This window comes from Mesobacillus subterraneus (genome assembly GCF_000934845.1).
Lineage (GTDB): Bacteria > Bacillota > Bacilli > Bacillales > Cytobacillaceae > Mesobacillus > Mesobacillus stamsii.
Genome location: NZ_JXIQ01000107.1, coordinates 1 through 17,298, shown reverse-complemented (window position 1 = coordinate 17,298; position 17,298 = coordinate 1). Strand labels below are relative to the sequence as shown.

The following is a 17,298-nucleotide window of genomic DNA, read 5'->3' as shown; positions in this document are numbered from 1 at the left end:
GAACATGTACAGACCTTCTATCCTGCACAACAAGATAATTTTGAAACGTCTTTATCAAACGTAAGAGAAGCCAACTTTAACCCTTCTGCCATTGTTAAGTATGGTGCAAGGCTTTCCTTTAAGTCTTCAACAGTTAGACCAAATTTCACAGCTAATGTTCCTGCATAAATTACATCACCAGCATTTTCAGATACAACATGGACTCCTAATATCTTTAATGTTTTCGCATCTGCCACTATTTTGAATACACCTGTGGTTTCACGATTCACAATTGCTCTTGGAACAGCTTCTAAAGGTAATACAGATGTTTTGACATCATATCCTTTTTCTTTTGCTTGTTCTTCTGTTAAACCAACGGTTGCAATCGAAGGATTTGTAAATGTAACACCTGGTACAACCGATAAATCTAATTTTTTATTTAACCCACCAATTGCATTATCAGCGACAATTCCACCTTCATAGGCCGCTACATACACAAATTGTGGTCCAAGTGTTACATCCCCAGCAGAATAAATCTTTTCATTACTTGTTTGAGCATATTCATTTATTTTTATTTCTTTGCGGTTTCCCACTTCAACACCTGCTACACTTAAATTTAGAGAATCTGTATTTGGTTTTCTACCTGTTGCAACAAGGAGTTGCTCTGATTCAATTATTTTTCGTTTTCCTTCAACCGTTACATAAACCTTTTTTATTTCTCCTTCTTGTTCCACACGCTCAAAAGTTGCCCCTTTTATTAGGTTTATACCCTGTTCTGTTAAAGCTCTTTCCACTGCTTCAGAAATCTCAGGGTCATATTCTTTTAATAGACGCTCACTTCTTTGCATAAGTGTAACTTCCGAACCTAAATGATGAAAAAGTTGCCCAAGTTCCATTCCAATATACCCTGAACCAATTACCGTTAAGCGTTTTGGAACTTTTTTTAATTCAAGTAGCGTTGTACTTGTTAAATAATCTACTTCTTCAAGTCCTGCAATCGGTGGTAAAGATGGAGAAGCACCTGTTGCGATTAAAAAGCGTTTTGCTGAAAGTTTTCTTCCATTTACCTCAACTATACTTTCATCAACAAATTTAGCTTCACCCTCAATTAAATCAAATCCATATTTATCAATTAAATTAACATATTTTTGATTGCGGAGTTCACTAACCAATTCATTCTTTTGCTTTACTAACGGTGCTAATTCTACTTCTCCAGCAGATGTTTGTAACCCAATAAATGGATTTGATTTTGCTAAATGATTGATTTCCCCAGCTCGTAAAAGGGTTTTTGAAGGAACACAACCAATATTTACGCATGTTCCCCCAACCGTTCCACGCTCAATCATCCCAACTTTTGCCCCATATTCTATTGCTTTAATGGCGGCCGAAAAGGCCGCTCCACCAGAACCGATAATAAGCAGGTCATAATCACCTTCATTACCTAAATCCACATCTTCCTTTGATAACACATCTTCTATTTCACCAGGTTGATATTTTGCTTCATTGATAGCTCTTTTGGCAATTTCAACCTCTTTATCATCAGGTAATTCAAATAGAGCTTCACCACGACTAAAATTAGCTTTAATGTTTTTAGCTCCTATATTTTCAAGTGCAACAGCCACATGCTCCTCACATCCTGTACAAGTCATTCCCTCAATTTGTATCCGATATTTTTTCATGTGTTTTATCCTCCTTAATCCTTTTATTTTAATTTTTTAATAGCCTTTTAACCATCTACTCTTTTTTAATCTCAGCCTCGAAACCCTACAAAAGCTGTTACCATAAATGAACTAAAAATATCACTAACAGTTTTTACATCTTTCTCATTTCTACACAAAAACAAGCAGAAACGATATAAAATCTTGCTGTTGCTATTTTAACGTATAACCAAATACCCAGTTCTTATAGGTATCCTTCAGCCATTAGTGTATAAACAAGCATCCCTAAAACCAAAACCGTTGTAATCCATAATCCAATAATAGAGCTTCTCTTTTTACACTTTCGCCCATAAATCAAATAAAATGAGTATGCCAATAAAACCAATGTAACTGTTATTAACATCGTTTGATATTTCGTTGCATAAATAGCCAATCCTCCAGCAAAGCCTGTTAAACCAAAAGGAATCAAAATGAAGGGTCCTAAACAACAACCTGCCATCACAAATCCAGAGAATAACGTTGCTACTTGTGAAACTTTCTCTTTCACCACTATCACCACCTATATATTAAGAGCAACAAGAATCATTCTTAGAGCTGGATTTATTTAACTTGTCATAAGAGTAGAATGTTAAGGCAAGAAAAATTGCTAAAACTGGAATTAGAATGTTATCTAAATAGCCAGTTATCGCCCCTAATCCAATAGCACTTAATAAAATAACTAATATCGGTGTAGCACAACATAGTAGAACAACAAATATACCTACCATTCCTGTAATAAAGCTCTTTTTATGTTTCATAAAAATCTCCTTCTTATTAGTCCTCAATCAACGCTTCAATAATAGGACATTCATGTAATTCCTTTTCATCTGGACATCTTTTCTTTAAATCTTTCAACATACGTTCAATCCGCTTTAAATCTTCTATTTGTTTTTTAACTTCTTCTTCTTTTTTTGATACAAATTCAAACATGTCTTGGCATCGAATTTCATCTTTATCAACAACCCCAAGTAATTTATAAATTTCATTCAAAGAAAAACCCAGCTCTTGCATTCGTTTAATAAACCCTACACGCTTAACATCATCCTCTGAATATATCCGATAACCTGAATTTGTTCGAGAAGGTTCTTGTAATAAATTCTGGCGTTCGTAGTATCTAATGGTTTCTTTATTAACCCTACACTTATCCGCAAATTCACTAATACGATAACTCAAATTATTCACCCCATATAAAAGTATAAACCGTGTACTATAGTACACGGTCAAGGATAGTGTTATACATTTTTCTTAAGACTAAAAAATCAATACCCTTCTATTAAAGGAATTGTTATTGGCGTGGTGCAAACAACATCACTGAAACACCAACTAAACATATACCTGCACCCACCCAGTCATATAAATCTGGTGTCTTTTTATCAATACCCCATCCCCATAATACGGAAAGTATTATAAATACTCCTCCATAGGCCGCATAGACTCTTCCAAACGATGGAAAGGTTTGAAATGTAGCAATAACACCGTATAAAGCTAATGCAACACCTCCAAATATACCCCAATAAAACGGCTTACCTTCCCTTAGCCACAGCCAAATAAGATAACCTCCTCCAATCTCAGCAATTCCTGCAAACAGAAATAATGCGATTTTATAAAACAAATATAAACACTCCCTTGAACAATTTAATGAATAATAACCTTTTAACATTCCCAGTTACTTGAATATTTATAGAAACTTCCTATTTTAAGGAAGTTTTGAAATCCCTGTTGAAAAATATTTAAATGAAATAATATTATTTTCACTTCTGGAAATCTTTCGTTTTGGTTACAAAAGACTGCTGAATTACGTCTTTATCTTTGTTTAACAGCGAATTTCTTTCAAGGAGAATCTCAATAAATTCTTTAGCAAAACCAATCAAATCAAAGTAATCAAATATATCATCAATATTGATGTAAACATATCGACAAAATCTTGAATTATAAATAGCCAACTTATCTATTTTAGGAAAGGAAGGTGTAAAGAGAGATAAAATATAATATCCGATAAGTTGCCTCATATGGTCTGCTTTATATCCAAACTGGGACTCAGTTTTTATCTCAATCAACGTGCTATCTATTAAAATATCAGCATCTGCTCCTCCTACTAAAATAGATGCTTTTTCAAATGAAGGATTACATATAAGAGTATGGTTCATTATGAAAAGAGAAGAAAACTTTTGAGTCTCTCTTGTTAAATTTAACAAGTCTGTGATATCCTTTTCTGACACATAAAAAACACCTTGTTCATGTATATAATTAGAACGATAGAAAGCATCCAAATTCCCCAGAATCATACAATCTTCCATCAGTTGAGTATCATCAACTGATTCCCATAAAATGTAAGAATTTCTTCTTTCAATAATATTATCATAAATAATTTCCCCTTCAGAATAATGGGTAGTTATTGTAAAGTCCCCAAAAAACTTTAGCTCCATATTTTCAAGGATTTCATCTGTGTATTTTTCATGTATGTAATCAAGGACTGCTTCAAACCATTCATCAGATGTTTTATTCTCTTCTTTCATTTTCAAATAGGTCTCATAATAATAATTACCGAACTCTTTTTCTTCTTCTTTTATGAATGGAAGGTGATATTTGTAAGCATCTTTATCGAAAAATTTTTTCTCTGTAAAAAGCAAGGATAGACCCTGATAAGCAACTAAATTATCATTTTCTTGTAATCGGTTATTTATTCGTTGTATAAACGCTCTTAACCAATAATCATATGCGTGTCCTACAATGGGGTTTGCTCTACCATCTGATTTCACAATAATTGGTGCTTTCACAGGAAAGGCAGGACCTTCATTAAGTGTCTGAAAAAACTGTTTCATATTTGGAATTGACTTGAAAAGTTCTTTTATCTGCTTATTATGGTTTAGTAATCTCGTCAATGACATTCACCGTACTCCTTACATATTTCAATTAAGACTATCGAAGAAAAGAGTTACCTTAGCAACTTTACTCAATTTGGTAAAATAAATACTTCTCCCTATTTTTATGTCAAAAAGGGAATTTTTGACTTCCTGCATTAATACACACAGTAATGAAAACAACCACCTTTAAGCTCCGCAAAAAAGGTGGTTGTTTCGTAAAGCAAAAAGGGTGCTCGTTCTCATAAAAATGTCCTTTCGATGCACGAAAACCCAAAGCTCCGCTATCATATTTTACCAAAACTCTAAACAAACAGAAAGTAAATGCAGGAAAGTTGTGTAAATTAAATCATTCTTTCAAATCTTGTTGAAGCAAACACAATAATTCTTCTTTTGATTCCTGTGGAAGAATACTGATAAATTCTCTGATGCCCATATTGAATAAGCACAACATCAACATTTTTTGTCTTTCATTGTTAAAAGGGAGGAAAACTCCTTGAAAGAATTCTAACTTGTTTAATGCAGGAGTATATTCTTCGTAAATCTTATAATTAATAAGCTGAGCTTCTATCTTTGGGATTAACATAAGGTCATAACTACCTCCTCCAGGTTTTAGTACAATAAGGACATTTCCATGCAAAGATAGAATCCCAATTGGAAACGCCAATTTTCTCACTTACGTATCGAAGTTTGTATTTCTTTTGCTCTTGTTCCGAAAGAATTCTTATCAAATTCTTGCCACAATACGGACAATATTCTTTTGGTATTTCTTGCTCATTCTTCATTTTGTTCTTTTCCCCACTCAACTTGTTTACAAATATTTTTCCTTGCCAGTAGATGGGCATCTAAACACGCACTGGAAAAATCAGATTGGCTATATACCTCTTGTGACCAGAAGTTCTCATCATCTCTATCTTTATTATTAGAAACAACATGCAAATTCTCTAACATTTGATAGTAATTCACTCTTCCCCCTCCTCTTTAACGTCTAAATCTTGTTCAGTTAGCATCTTTCGCAATGTCTTCCTTGTATCATCGGAGATGAGTTCTAAAAATCGCTTTAATCCTGTGGCATGTAAACCGAGCAAAAGCATATTTTCAGCCCCATCCAGTTTTCCCTTCTTTAGAAACATGTCTTTTGGTAAGCACAATGAAATCACATTGTCCTCAAGAAAAGCTGGTTCTTCTATTTATCTCTAATTGTTTTGCGAACTGCCACTTTTTATGGTCTTCTCTAAATTGCTCTATTTTGTAAATAGGCACTCCAAACCTTTCAGATATTGGTTCATCATCATAATCAGTGGTCTCCAGATAAATTCTTGCCATTTCTTCCGCTATCTCTTGCCTTGCTTCCTTTTTCATATCCTCCAGAAGTTCTGCTCTAAACTTTTCCTTCCAATCTTGTTCCATTAAGACTTCCCTCCTTTATTTGCGATTCTTATTTCATCATCTCTCCAATAGATATTCTGAAATCTCGTTTAGTGTTGCAAAATACTCCTCTTCCCTTTCCACCGCATATCCATAATTCTGCAATTTAACAGGCGGTGTCTGTAACCATTCTCGAATATCATTATCCAATTCTAATTCAGCATTAAATGATAACACCTCCATCAATTCGGTAATATCAATTTCCTTTTCCAACTTAAATCCCTTATTCATTCTTATATCCTCCTTGTTCCTATTCATCATCGTTCTTTAAGTTGTAATCTGACCTGTTTATAACATCCACGAAACTCATCTCATTCACAAATTAGTCATCTCCTTTTGATTACAGTCTTTAATAAAGCTAACTACATAAGAAAGAAAACTTTCACATAGTAGCCAATGACTAAAGAAACAGCAATAGTAAGTGCGTCTCCAATTAATTCAATAGAAAGATTTTGTAAAGACCCTTTCAACTTTTCCAACAACATTCTCTCTCCTCCTTTCGATACAGTTTGGAAACAAACACAATTAAAAACGCCCAGTCCTATGACTGAGCGTTAATTTATGCAATATGGACTTTTGCGATTAATATAAAAAGTCGCCATTTTGTTTCCTCATTTCAAATAATTATTATTTTCTATAAATTTATGATACCTACAGCTCTTCCCAATATCAAGCCAAACCTTGCTAAACTAATCTTATGAAATAATGCTACTTATCCTTTCAAACTCCACTTCTAATTCCTCTATCCATTCACCCCGAATACCAGCTACCCTCGCTACTCTCCACCATTGCACATCATATCCTTCTCGTTGGCATTCTTTAATCGCCCATTTGATTCTGCGAATTTGAAAATCTCTTACCGATTCAATATGTTGTAGCAAGTATTCATTGGTTTGAGGCAACTTGAATAGATGCTTTTCCAGCAAGGATAATTTGCCTACTTTCTTCCCAACTCTGCTTATCGTTACTCTTTCAGGCTTATTAGGGGAATTAAGTATTTCTTCTACAATTTCCTTTACGGACTCAAGAGTTTCCACATCTCTTTTATCCCAATCCACCCGATTATTTACCATAGTAATTTGCTTCTTTTTTGGAGAGTTTGAATTTAACCACTCCCTATCATTGCGATATAGCCAAGTATAAAGACCACTATTAACCTTCCGCAGTTCCGTTTTACTCTTTTCGGGATATCGCTTCTGCAAATCCAGCCATTCATTACGAAAACTATCCTTGTTAATAAGATTGTCTTTTCTTTTATAACCGAGTTCCGCTTCGGTTTCTCCTAAATTCTGACCATATTTCTTTACCGTATTTACATCTACCTTTAATCTTCTTGCGATTTCTCTCATACTTAAATTCATTTGAAAAAGTTCTTTTAGCTTTGATTCCCATACTTCTCCAAACTCTTTTACTCTTCCAACCTTGTACCTATCATCTTCACTACTATCGGGTCCCTTTCGTGCGTAAACAAACCCACAGGAACAGCTAAATGTCCCAACTGGCCGCTTGATTTTACTGTCATACCGTATAGACACTTCAGTAATTACTGGCTGTAAATAATGGTCTGCTCCCGCATTTAAACATGGAAAAGGACTTTTGCCAAAAGGTAAATACTCATTTTCCTCATTCCATAAGTCTTCCAACGTAATTCCTAAAAATTGAATCATCAGCAGATGTCTAATTGGATGAACAGTTTTACGTGGTTTTCTAACCATCATACTTAACCAGCAACTTTCATTATTAGTAACGGATGATTGGACTATCGTTAATAAATTCTCCCCATAAAACTCAAGAAACTGCTCTCGAAGTTCTTTTTGCTTTACACTTCCATTTATATTTGCTAATCCCATCAACTTTAACCTCTCTATATATTGAGAGAAAAACCATTCAGGTGGCTTATTGGAATAACGATTGTTTAATAGTTTATCCACATTATCTACAACTTGAATATAATTGGGGATAAATTCAGATTCTATAGCATCTTCTATATTCTTTGAGGTTGTATGTTCTTCGGTTAAATTGCAATTGTCTACAGTTGCTGGAACAAACTCATTTTTGTTAAAGTGATGTACTAATACTTTGCTGTTGTACAGTAAGGTCTTATGCTTTGAACAAATAATAATCCCAGGAATTTGGTGACTTCTCACCCAATACACTTCTCCATATTTCTTTAATGACTCTGTCGCACACTCTTTGCACATCCTAATATATCTATTCTCTGCAATTGTACTTGCCATAACACCTATTCGATTATGGATGCTTCCACCGCTGTTACCCTGCATAGATTGCAAGATGCTTTTGGCACGTTCTGGCGGAAGAAAGGCACTATAAAATGGATATAAAGTGTTCTCCATTATCAAATTTTCCGCAGTATATGCACTTCCAATCGGTAAATTGCTTATCAAGCTATCTATGTTGGCTGGTAAATCGACAACAGTAGTGACAGAACGAGAGCCAAATAACTCTTCAATGGTTGCCTTGGGGCTGATGTTCCCACTTCTTATATGGAAACGTGCTAATGTACTATATAACAACTCATTCGGATACGGTGTTGGAAAAAAACCAACCATTATTCTCACCCCACACTGAAGAAATCATTTTCTATCACTTTAATAATTCCTTTTTCTTTAAGTGCTTCATGGGCAGATAGACCATTTGCTTTTCCTTCCGAAACAATCAATCTTAAATCTTGCTTGTTTTGCAACTCCATTTTCTTTGGTAATTTAGTCGGTTTAGGGCTACTTTCTTCTATATTTATAGACAGCTTAAACGCCTCTTTTACAATCCCCTTTATATCAAATTCTTGTCCTTGCTTTTCAATCACAGTATCAATACACTTTTTTGCCTTGCCTGGTTCAACATCCAACTCAATTAACTTTAAGATAGACTGTTCCCTCACGTTTTCCTTCCAATTTTTCTCCTGCTTTTTCTTCGCTTTTTGAATTTCTTTTATTTTATTGTTCATAGAAACAGTAGAAAATTCCTGATTAATAAACCCTTCTACATCTATAGGTGCGATATCTTCGTATCTCGAAATAGCTTTAATGTCGCCACTTCTTATAGCATTAATCATCGGCTGAATTAGTTGCAAATTCTCTCTTGCCACTTTTCTTATTAATGCAGGAGTTATTTGTTCCTTACCACTGGAAATTGCCTTTACTTGAGCCATGACAAAAAGTTTAATCGCAATATCTGTTATTCCGCCAGATTCATCATATAAAATATCTTTAAACTCTTGTGTAAGAGCAGTTGGCTTTCTCACCCACTGATAATCCCACATTCCTTCGAGAATTAAATCCCAATTAAAATCCTTTTTCATGCGTTCTATCACCATATCACCCTGACCACTGCCTCTTCGTGCTTGGCGGAGGTCGCCTCTTAAATAAGGAAGTGCCTTTGGTGTTCCTATCAAAAGAATAGGAGTTCCCATATTAGATAAGTAATGAAAGAAGTTCATCATTTTTTCTGCTCCACCAGATTTGGCAACGCTCAGCGACTGCACCTCGTCTATTACCAGTAGTCCAACCCCATGAACCCTAAGCATTTGAGATAAAGCAGGTTGCATGGAGGCTATGGGCATTCTTGCTGAACCAAACCGCTTATAATAGCTTGTACCCAATAAACTATCCAAGCTCCTATATGCATCAATACAAACGCCTTTAATATTTCCATCGAATGAACAATCTAATTTAAGCCAGACCAACTGATACATATTAAAATCATTATTCTTATAGCGAGAATGAACAATAAGTTGTGGCAGAGCTGATAGTACCACATTTATCATTCGGCTTTTACCGATTCCTGATGGTCCCAAAATCGTCATTGCAGAAGACGTGCTTTTTAAATTGCCATTGTACATATCTATGTTTGCGTTTAGAATCGACTTGTAGTTTTCGTGCAATCCTTGAGCGAATTCTGGTTTAAAAGGATTTTTATGAACATAACCCATACGAATCATCCTGGAGACCCTTGACTCCAAATCAAGCGTTTGAAAAATTGGCTGGTAATATTGGAATAATCGCTGGACAAGGTGCAGTCTTATATGACTATCCAAGTTACGTTCATTTTCATTAAAAGGTGGATAATAGGCTAATTTATCAACTACCTCCTCCTTTGAAAGAATGGGAGGAAGAGCTTCGATAAAAGGATTGTTTCTGTATTCCATCACTTCCTGGTCTCTATATTTTGCCATTACAGCTTCTCCACCGTTTGGAATTATTACTTTATTCTGTTTTTCCATACGTTCTCTCCTTCTGCTTCTTTCTTAATAGGGCCATTTCATTTTCAAACTCTTCTGGTCCCTCTTCAGGTTCTTGATTATTCATTCTATTAAATGAAAGAACTTGTCCCTTTTCGTTCGTCACTTTCTTATCAAGTTCAAATGCCTCATTTTCTTTGTTAATCATCTTTTCTATTTGCCTATTTTTACGAATTCCCTTTAGTTTTTGTGTCTTGCTCTCAGTTTCATCCTGCTGTTCCCTCGTCATTTTCTCTGCTTCTTGAACGATATTTTCTATCTCTGAAATTAAATCAATTTTGGATTGTAACTGTTCATCCTCTTTTTGCTTTTTCAGTAACTTTTCATATTCCTGTAAGTATTCAAACTCTTCAATACTCTTGTTTATGTGAACTTCTTGGTATTCCAGAAGGTGGCATTTCTCAAATTCTTTTCCGTCTTCCTTCTTTATATATATGAAGTTTAAATTTCTTGGGTCATAGGATATATGAATCTTTTCTCCACTACCACTTATACGAACACGTTCAAAACTACCTTCTCTAATAAGATTTGAAGAAGTGTAAAATAACCCTTTGAATTTAATTCCTTTACCAGTTATATAAGCATTTGCAGTTGGCATCAGACACAATTTCACAGTATCTTCTGAAACAGAACGCAATAAACCAGCACGATTTTTCATTCCCCAATTCCATAACTTTATTGGAATAGGCTCTATATCATCGCTAATCATCATTTCTTCACGATTATAATTAGAAAGCCAACTTTGGTTATATTCGAGAATCGAATAAATCATAACTTGGGTAAATTGGAACAAATCGAGAACGCTATCAAGACGATAATCTCGGCTTCCTCTCTTACGGAAATCAGTTTTCACAGTTCCAGGTAAAAATGGTTGTACGGATTTCTCATTAATAATTTGAAATTTTCTTTCTACAAAAGGTTTCATATCGGCTCTATAGGGACTTGTGTTCTGTACTTTAACATGTAAGGAACTAACAAGTGTCTCAACCATCTTACCCTGCAACTCTCGGTCAGCTATCAAAGTATCGCAAAGATGGCGGGATGGCCATTGCTCCTCTATAATCTCAATATCGTACTCTTTGCAAAAATCCACTTTATTACTTGCCGAATTAGCAAGAGCACTCATAGCCCCATTCCAAGAAGGTCCTTCTAAGCCCACATATAGTCCTGTAATCATCATGGAAAACTTGTCCACACAGAGGTAGATGACGGGCCTTCCGATTATCCAATTTCTGTTATATCTGGAGACTAAGTAAACATCAGCAATGGTGGCATCAATTTCGTAATAACCTGGTCCATAAGCCTCTACTGTAGAGTTACCAAATAATGCTCTATGATTTTGCAAATACTCTTTCGACCCCTGCCTTGAGTATATTTCCTTCTTCAAGTTTCGCTCCTTATAAAAGAAGTATTTAAACTGTCCAAAGGTTGGAACTTCACTGGATGGTTTTAATATTGGCTTCCTAATGCCTCCATCTATCCTGTAACCATCTGCATAAAATTCCTTCCTCATTAACTGGTATGCAGTGTTTAAGGAGTTACCAGACTTTGTATAGTAAAATTTATTAAGTGCTATCCTAAATATCCGTTTCGTTTCTTCATTGACATTTACACCTTCACCCACAATATCTTTATATTTTTTTGGTCTCCCCCTTTTTTTACCTGTTGCTTGTTTTTCCTGAGACCTCCCTATATTCTTGTAATCTGGCAAAAGGGCATTCATGTGTTTTCCCCTTTGCCAATATCGCCTTAAATACTTGTAGACTGTTTTATTACTTACTCCAAATTTTCCACTTGCCTTTTTAACAAGTTCTGCACGTTTCTTTGCATTAAAAACTTCTGGTTCATTTTCTTTCTCCGCAATGGCTTTTATTATCTCCCATGCTTTATTCCGAATCTCCTTCTCTTTTTCACTAATCTCATTATCATTTCTAAAAATTTGGAAAGGGTCATCTTTAATAACGGTTGCACCTTTAATCTCAATATCATTAACAATGTCTTCTACATTTTTATATATTGGAGTGCTCTTGTTAGCATAAATATCAATCAAAACTGCAACTGTATAATCACTGCTAATCCACAATATTCTTTCAACGGTATCCTTTAACGAATCTCCCGTATAACCGATTAACGTATTAACGGTCAATAGCAATTTTTATTTCACCCTGCCTTTCTTGCGGAACAATCTCTAAAACTTCTGCCGATTGGTTTAATTCAATCTTCTTATTCATATCTATTTTTATCTGTTTTGTTGTTAATAAATGTTTAAATAGCAACAACCCTGAACCAGCTTCAAGATTTAGTTGAGAATCAACTGAACTTGTTATCTCCCGAACTGGTCTTTTATTTTTATAGAGTGATTCCAAAAGAATTCCTGAAATATACGAAATATCACCTTTAGTAAAATCCGTTGTTTCCTCTAAAAACCTCGCTGGATGTATCCACTCGATGTTTTTCGCCTTAACTATTGGAAGCTCCTTTTGGGTTAATAACGCCCAATCAATACCTTTTTTCCAAAAATAACGTCTTATTAACTCGAAGCGTTCAATCACTGCCTTTCTTTCCAATTCATGACTTGCTTTAACACTCCTTGCAACATCATAGGTATTTCCGTCATTTCCCCTAACTGTAATTAGAAAGGTCGTGGTTAAAATGTAGGGAAATCCCGATTGTTTATCCTTAAATTTCCTTATATCTATATCTTCTTGCTCCCCAACTACTTCTTCAAAATCGTATAAAGGCACATGCTCTTTCACTTGTAAAATTGAATCGTCAAACTCAGTTAGGTAGAAGAATCGTGTTTCTATATCCGACAGTAGGTGGACAATCCGATTACATCGCCAAGTTCTTAAACGACTGCTTCTGCCAACCGAGCCGAAGTCCTGCACTCGAATAAATCCTTTATAGGATTCAAATTCTCCCTGTCCTCTACCTTCCTTTATATACCTTTGTAATTTTTCCTCGTTCCACTCACTTCTCATTTCTTACACCAGCTTTTCTGTTTCTATTAATTAGAGCTTGTACTTTCCCAAATACGACCTTATTTATCAACGGTTTATGATTCCCCTCGATTATCAAATCACTGTGTCTTAAAACACCTTTATAAAAATCATTCTTTAGTATCCCAACCAAGGCCTGTTTGCTAAATCTGTTCCCCCTACTGCTTCTTACCCCAGAGTTGTCTAAATACTTTTTAAGTTTCCCAAGACTGCGTAACTCCAAATACTTTTTGAAAATCAATTCGATAATGGCCGCTGTTTCTTCATCAACAATAATCTTTGCTTTATCATTCCACTTATAGCCAAGAGGAGCATTCCCACATGCTTTATCGCCCATTTTAATTTTTGTTCTACGGCCTTTGTTGAGCTTCATAGCGATACTCATTCTCTCATATTGGTCGAGCAATTCCATCATCCCATTAACCAAAAAGTCATTTGGATTTTTCGTGTAAATTCCGCTGTAATTAGGCTGTTCAATGCTGATAACGTCAGCCGAATGCTTCTGAAATTCTCTGTGAACTAAAACTTTGACTGTATCACTTCTCCAAAGTCGGGAGGTGTTTAATACTACAACTTTCTTTACTTCACCAAAAGAACTAATTAAATCATTTAATCCGTCTCTGTTTGCAATCGTTCCAGAGATTCCCTCATCTCGAAATACTTCAATTAGGTCGTATCCATTCTTTTGGCAAAAGTCTATAATTGCTGATTCCTGCGTTTTTAACCCATACCCATCCATTTGAGTTTTTGTACTAACCCTTATATATCCAAAAACATCCAACTTGTTCTTCCCCCACTTATATGTAGTCAATTATTATTCATAATGTCTGACTTAAAAACTGAAAAAATATAGGACTATCAATGTCCTGTCGTCTTTAAAGTCGTTTGTAAATGAATTAGTCATATATTTAGTTAGTTACAAAATCCTGTTCGGTATCACCCCCTTGAATATAGTCATTGGGTATAAAAAATAGCCAGTAGTCAATCCAAATGTTTTTTTTTGGAAAGACTACTGGCTATTCTAATTTTTTTATATTAGTCGAAAGGGCTGAATCTTATCCTCTCGCCCTTAGATGTTTTTCTTTTGTCATCATCTTATCTCAAGGTATAACAAAACTCAAGCATAAATTGATTGAAAAATTCCAACATACAAATCCATAAGAAACCAAATCCCTTTATTCCGAGTTTCTTCTATTATATATGTTATATTTTATAAATCTGGATTCATTTATACAGGACCCTTGTTCTTTAAACTGACCCTCACCTTCCTAAGTCATCATACCTCAATAAATATGAAAGAAAATCTATTCAAATAACAGGCAAAAAGAAAAGAACTGCAATAATTAACTCGCAGTTCTTCTAAGGCTGTCCTAACCCAAGTTCTTCTTAATTCTTATTCCAATCCTTTTACTTAGTTTTATATTGATAATCAGACCTCCTATACACATCACACCAATCACACCAGAAAACAGCCCCATCAAAAATGTCATTTCTTTTGTAATATAATCGCTAATATTTATTACCATAATAAGAATGATAAGGGCAAATATTGTTCTCCGATGGCTTTTCAATATTCTCATGCTCTTTTTATCATCTTCAAGATTACTATTTATTCGATGGACTGACCCTAACATATTTAGCACTTTCTCTGCCTCCTTTTTTGTCGTTGTATTTTATTATAGATTTAGCGAAGATATCTATAATCTAAAATAATGGAAACTGAAGGAGAATTACTAAGCCCTGATTAATCATCTTCTAATAGGGGATTTTTCTTATAAACTACAAATTGCTTTATCTCCTCTTCCGTTAAGTCTTCTACATCGACATTTTTCGATTTACAATACTCCAGCAATGCCCGAACTTTGACTTTGTAATGTGATGGAACAGCATAGACACCATCATCAATATCAAAATCATCATCAAACATTATAAACACCTCCATTTACCCAGATATATTCTCAATACCTCAATCAATAAAACATTTAAAAGCTCCAGCAATTTTCCATTTCTTACTTGACTCTCTTATGTTATTTTCAATATATTTCAAGAATGCACCATATCCCTCCATATATATTTTGCCCTCAATAAAGAACACCAACATCGAGAATTCCACTCTTAACGAATCCCATGCTGACACCTTTACTTCGTCAGTAATAATATTGGATTGAAAACAAGGAAATCTCCCCTCTTCTGCCAGTTCAACTAACTCTTTTAATGATGATAATTCACCAATCATTACCGAAGCCGATTCAAAACAATCTGTGTCCCATTGCTCTTGAGGATACATCGAATATTGATATTGCATAAATTCCTGCAATTGTTCTAAGGCTACCGTTTCTTTAATCTCAAAAATGACTTCTTCATGAGTTTCATTTATTTCGTACAAGGTAATATCCAAGTGTTTATTTAACTCATTTATCATTCCTTCTAATGTAACCTCTAACTTATCCAATCTTTTTTTATCAACTTCCAATCTATAACAAATTCCCATTTGCAGATATTGCCCCATTATTCTCCCTCTCCTTTACCTCTATCCTTACTTCCTGCCTTCTCCCTGTTCCTTTATATATTCAATCAACAACTTTTTCAGGTCCATTGATAAAATCTTAGAACTGCTTATTATTTCTTTGGGAGGTGTGTCTTCGATATCTCTCTTTGCATGTTTCAATCTATATTGATACATTCTCTTCATGGCATCGAGGTCAAAAAAACCATCTTCTTCTATGTAACTATCAAATTCATCTTTCTCATATTCAGCAAATTCCACTTGTTGTACCAGAATTTTTGCTTGAGTAAAACTAAGATGAAAATGTTCAATAATTTTCGGAAATGGTAAATCGCTCATGAAACTAACCGCTAATCGCTTTCTCTCTTCATCATTTGCTCCAGCAACAATAATTTTTATTGCTTGAAATAAGCCATTTTCATGCCCTTCCCAGTAGCCCATTTTATATTCTTCAGTATCTCGTAAACCCTTTTCCGCTTCATATCTTTCAACACTATCAATCGTTCCTTCTGCTCCATGCCCTATAACTTTGCCTAAGTAGGTACTGGATTGAAATAAAATTTCATTGTCAAAGTCTACACCATTTTTCCAAGCGACCGTACCAGAATTTTCATCAATAGTTGCTGTTCGGAACATATCTATTTCATCACGAATCTCTGCTAACTTTCCCATATTATCATTTTGTAAGAATTGCTTGATATCTAAGAGCCGATACTCTCCATTATCAAATGCCAAAATTATTTTAAATGTGCCAGTAAATATCGATTTTACTCTCATACCTTTTTCTCTCCTTTCCATCCAAATAAACTAAACTTGTTTTTATCCATTTCATCTAATAGAGCCAGTGATTTTTTGTATTCCACTAAAATAGTGGTTTCTGACATAATCCTCTAAGTTGCCATTATTCACATACTCGGTTAGATTACTACATGTTTCCTCTAATTGTAGATGACTATTTTCCTTAAAATCATCCATATCTAATACAATTTTATCTCCAGGTAACTTAGTAAAATGCTCTATGAAAAAATCATCGATAGTTTCCAAATAAACATTACTAAAATCAGTGGTTCTGGAAAATTGCTCAACAAGAATTAATTTATTTTTAATGAAAGAACATATATCCTCCAATGTTTCCTTATTAATTTCTTGGGAATCTGTAAATAATGGTATATCTATGTAGATGAGCGGAATTTTGTTTTTTAAGCAAAATTCCCATTTTAAAAAATCAGATGTCTTCATTTTGAATATCAGATTATCTTGCTCTTCAATGAAGTGATTTTTTTCATTAACCTCAATTGCACAATTTTGCATAAGTTATTCAGGGTTCTTTTCAAAGAAGCTAATTCCTCTAAATCCTGAGAAGTCAAACCTTAGAAAATCATTTCTACCTTTTCCACTTCTTAGCTCATGATGTTTAAACTGTGGTACAAAGTGCCAGTCAAATCTTATTTGATTTAAACCTCCGATTATATTACCCACGATATATTCCCATCGTTTACGATTATTACAACCAGTACAATCACAGTTTTTTACCAACACTAACCCTGAATTGTTTATGACACTCTTAAAT

General features: G+C 34.5%; 22 protein-coding genes. All 22 read right to left on the bottom strand.

The genetic code is table 11. From position 1 onward, the window contains the following. Window positions 1-17 precede the first annotated feature (17 nt). Window positions 18-1,658 (bottom strand): mercury(II) reductase, encoded by a 1,641-nt coding sequence (gene merA / locus UB32_RS13900; RefSeq protein ID WP_044394567.1) that lies wholly within the window; start codon window positions 1,656-1,658, stop codon window positions 18-20. Window positions 1,659-1,881: 223 nt separating this feature from the next. Continuing rightward, on the bottom strand, window positions 1,882-2,184 hold the full coding sequence (merT, locus tag UB32_RS13895; protein ID WP_044394566.1) for a mercuric transport protein MerT: 303 nt from the start codon (window positions 2,182-2,184) through the stop codon (window positions 1,882-1,884). Between the two features lie 19 nt (window positions 2,185-2,203). After that, window positions 2,204-2,434, bottom strand: coding sequence for a mercury resistance system transport protein MerF (merF, locus tag UB32_RS13890; RefSeq protein ID WP_044394565.1), 231 nt, complete (start codon window positions 2,432-2,434; stop codon window positions 2,204-2,206). A gap of 16 nt (window positions 2,435-2,450) precedes the next feature. Next, window positions 2,451-2,849, bottom strand: coding sequence for an Hg(II)-responsive transcriptional regulator (gene merR / locus UB32_RS13885; protein ID WP_044394564.1), 399 nt, complete (start codon window positions 2,847-2,849; stop codon window positions 2,451-2,453). 112 nt (window positions 2,850-2,961) lie between these two features. After that, the gene (locus UB32_RS13880) at window positions 2,962-3,288 is read right to left on the bottom strand and encodes a YnfA family protein (protein WP_044394563.1); all 327 of its coding nucleotides are present in this window, start codon (window positions 3,286-3,288) and stop codon (window positions 2,962-2,964) included. Window positions 3,289-3,427: 139 nt separating this feature from the next. Next, entirely contained in the window at window positions 3,428-4,564 is a 1,137-nt protein-coding gene (locus tag UB32_RS19065; RefSeq protein ID WP_052807042.1) for a hypothetical protein, read from the bottom strand. A 322-nt stretch (window positions 4,565-4,886) separates the two neighbouring features. Then, the gene (locus tag UB32_RS13870; protein ID WP_044394562.1) at window positions 4,887-5,123 is read right to left on the bottom strand and encodes a hypothetical protein; all 237 of its coding nucleotides are present in this window, start codon (window positions 5,121-5,123) and stop codon (window positions 4,887-4,889) included. A gap of 188 nt (window positions 5,124-5,311) precedes the next feature. Next, window positions 5,312-5,503: a hypothetical protein gene (locus tag UB32_RS13860; RefSeq protein ID WP_044394561.1), complete on the bottom strand. Its 192-nt coding sequence runs from the start codon at window positions 5,501-5,503 to the stop codon at window positions 5,312-5,314. 201 nt (window positions 5,504-5,704) lie between these two features. Then, the gene (locus UB32_RS13850; RefSeq protein ID WP_044394558.1) at window positions 5,705-5,947 is read right to left on the bottom strand and encodes a hypothetical protein; all 243 of its coding nucleotides are present in this window, start codon (window positions 5,945-5,947) and stop codon (window positions 5,705-5,707) included. 36 nt (window positions 5,948-5,983) lie between these two features. After that, on the bottom strand, window positions 5,984-6,196 hold the full coding sequence (locus UB32_RS13845) for a hypothetical protein (RefSeq protein WP_044394557.1): 213 nt from the start codon (window positions 6,194-6,196) through the stop codon (window positions 5,984-5,986). 131 nt (window positions 6,197-6,327) lie between these two features. Next, complete coding sequence (locus UB32_RS20725; RefSeq protein WP_255475359.1) at window positions 6,328-6,450, bottom strand: hypothetical protein; 123 nt, start codon at window positions 6,448-6,450, stop codon at window positions 6,328-6,330. 210 nt (window positions 6,451-6,660) lie between these two features. Next, a complete protein-coding gene (locus UB32_RS13840) occupies window positions 6,661-8,535 on the bottom strand; it encodes a TnsD family Tn7-like transposition protein (protein WP_044394556.1) in 1,875 nt (624 codons plus the stop codon). A gap of 5 nt (window positions 8,536-8,540) precedes the next feature. Next, on the bottom strand, window positions 8,541-10,205 hold the full coding sequence (locus UB32_RS13835) for an ATP-binding protein (RefSeq protein ID WP_044394555.1): 1,665 nt from the start codon (window positions 10,203-10,205) through the stop codon (window positions 8,541-8,543). Next, complete coding sequence (locus tag UB32_RS13830; RefSeq protein ID WP_044394554.1) at window positions 10,189-12,375, bottom strand: Mu transposase C-terminal domain-containing protein; 2,187 nt, start codon at window positions 12,373-12,375, stop codon at window positions 10,189-10,191. The genes UB32_RS13835 and UB32_RS13830 overlap by 17 nt, the downstream gene beginning before the upstream one ends. Further along, the gene (locus tag UB32_RS13825; protein ID WP_036178215.1) at window positions 12,359-13,204 is read right to left on the bottom strand and encodes a heteromeric transposase endonuclease subunit TnsA; all 846 of its coding nucleotides are present in this window, start codon (window positions 13,202-13,204) and stop codon (window positions 12,359-12,361) included. The genes UB32_RS13830 and UB32_RS13825 overlap by 17 nt, the downstream gene beginning before the upstream one ends. After that, entirely contained in the window at window positions 13,194-14,003 is an 810-nt protein-coding gene (locus UB32_RS13820; RefSeq protein ID WP_052126233.1) for a recombinase family protein, read from the bottom strand. Before UB32_RS13820 ends, UB32_RS13825 begins: the two co-directional genes overlap by 11 nt. A 589-nt stretch (window positions 14,004-14,592) precedes the next feature. Next, window positions 14,593-14,865, bottom strand: coding sequence for a hypothetical protein (locus tag UB32_RS13815; RefSeq protein WP_044394553.1), 273 nt, complete (start codon window positions 14,863-14,865; stop codon window positions 14,593-14,595). Between the two features lie 101 nt (window positions 14,866-14,966). Next, window positions 14,967-15,149: a hypothetical protein gene (locus UB32_RS13810; protein ID WP_052807041.1), complete on the bottom strand. Its 183-nt coding sequence runs from the start codon at window positions 15,147-15,149 to the stop codon at window positions 14,967-14,969. A gap of 39 nt (window positions 15,150-15,188) precedes the next feature. Then, window positions 15,189-15,731, bottom strand: coding sequence for a hypothetical protein (locus UB32_RS13805; protein WP_044394551.1), 543 nt, complete (start codon window positions 15,729-15,731; stop codon window positions 15,189-15,191). Window positions 15,732-15,758: 27 nt separating this feature from the next. Then, window positions 15,759-16,505, bottom strand: a complete 747-nt coding sequence (locus tag UB32_RS13800; RefSeq protein WP_044394550.1) for a DUF2442 domain-containing protein — start codon at window positions 16,503-16,505, stop codon at window positions 15,759-15,761. A gap of 51 nt (window positions 16,506-16,556) precedes the next feature. Beyond that, window positions 16,557-17,039 (bottom strand): hypothetical protein, encoded by a 483-nt coding sequence (locus tag UB32_RS13795; protein ID WP_044394549.1) that lies wholly within the window; start codon window positions 17,037-17,039, stop codon window positions 16,557-16,559. 3 nt (window positions 17,040-17,042) lie between these two features. Next, a partial coding sequence (locus tag UB32_RS20295) for a hypothetical protein (protein ID WP_044394548.1) occupies window positions 17,043-17,298 on the bottom strand: 256 nt, incomplete at its 5' end.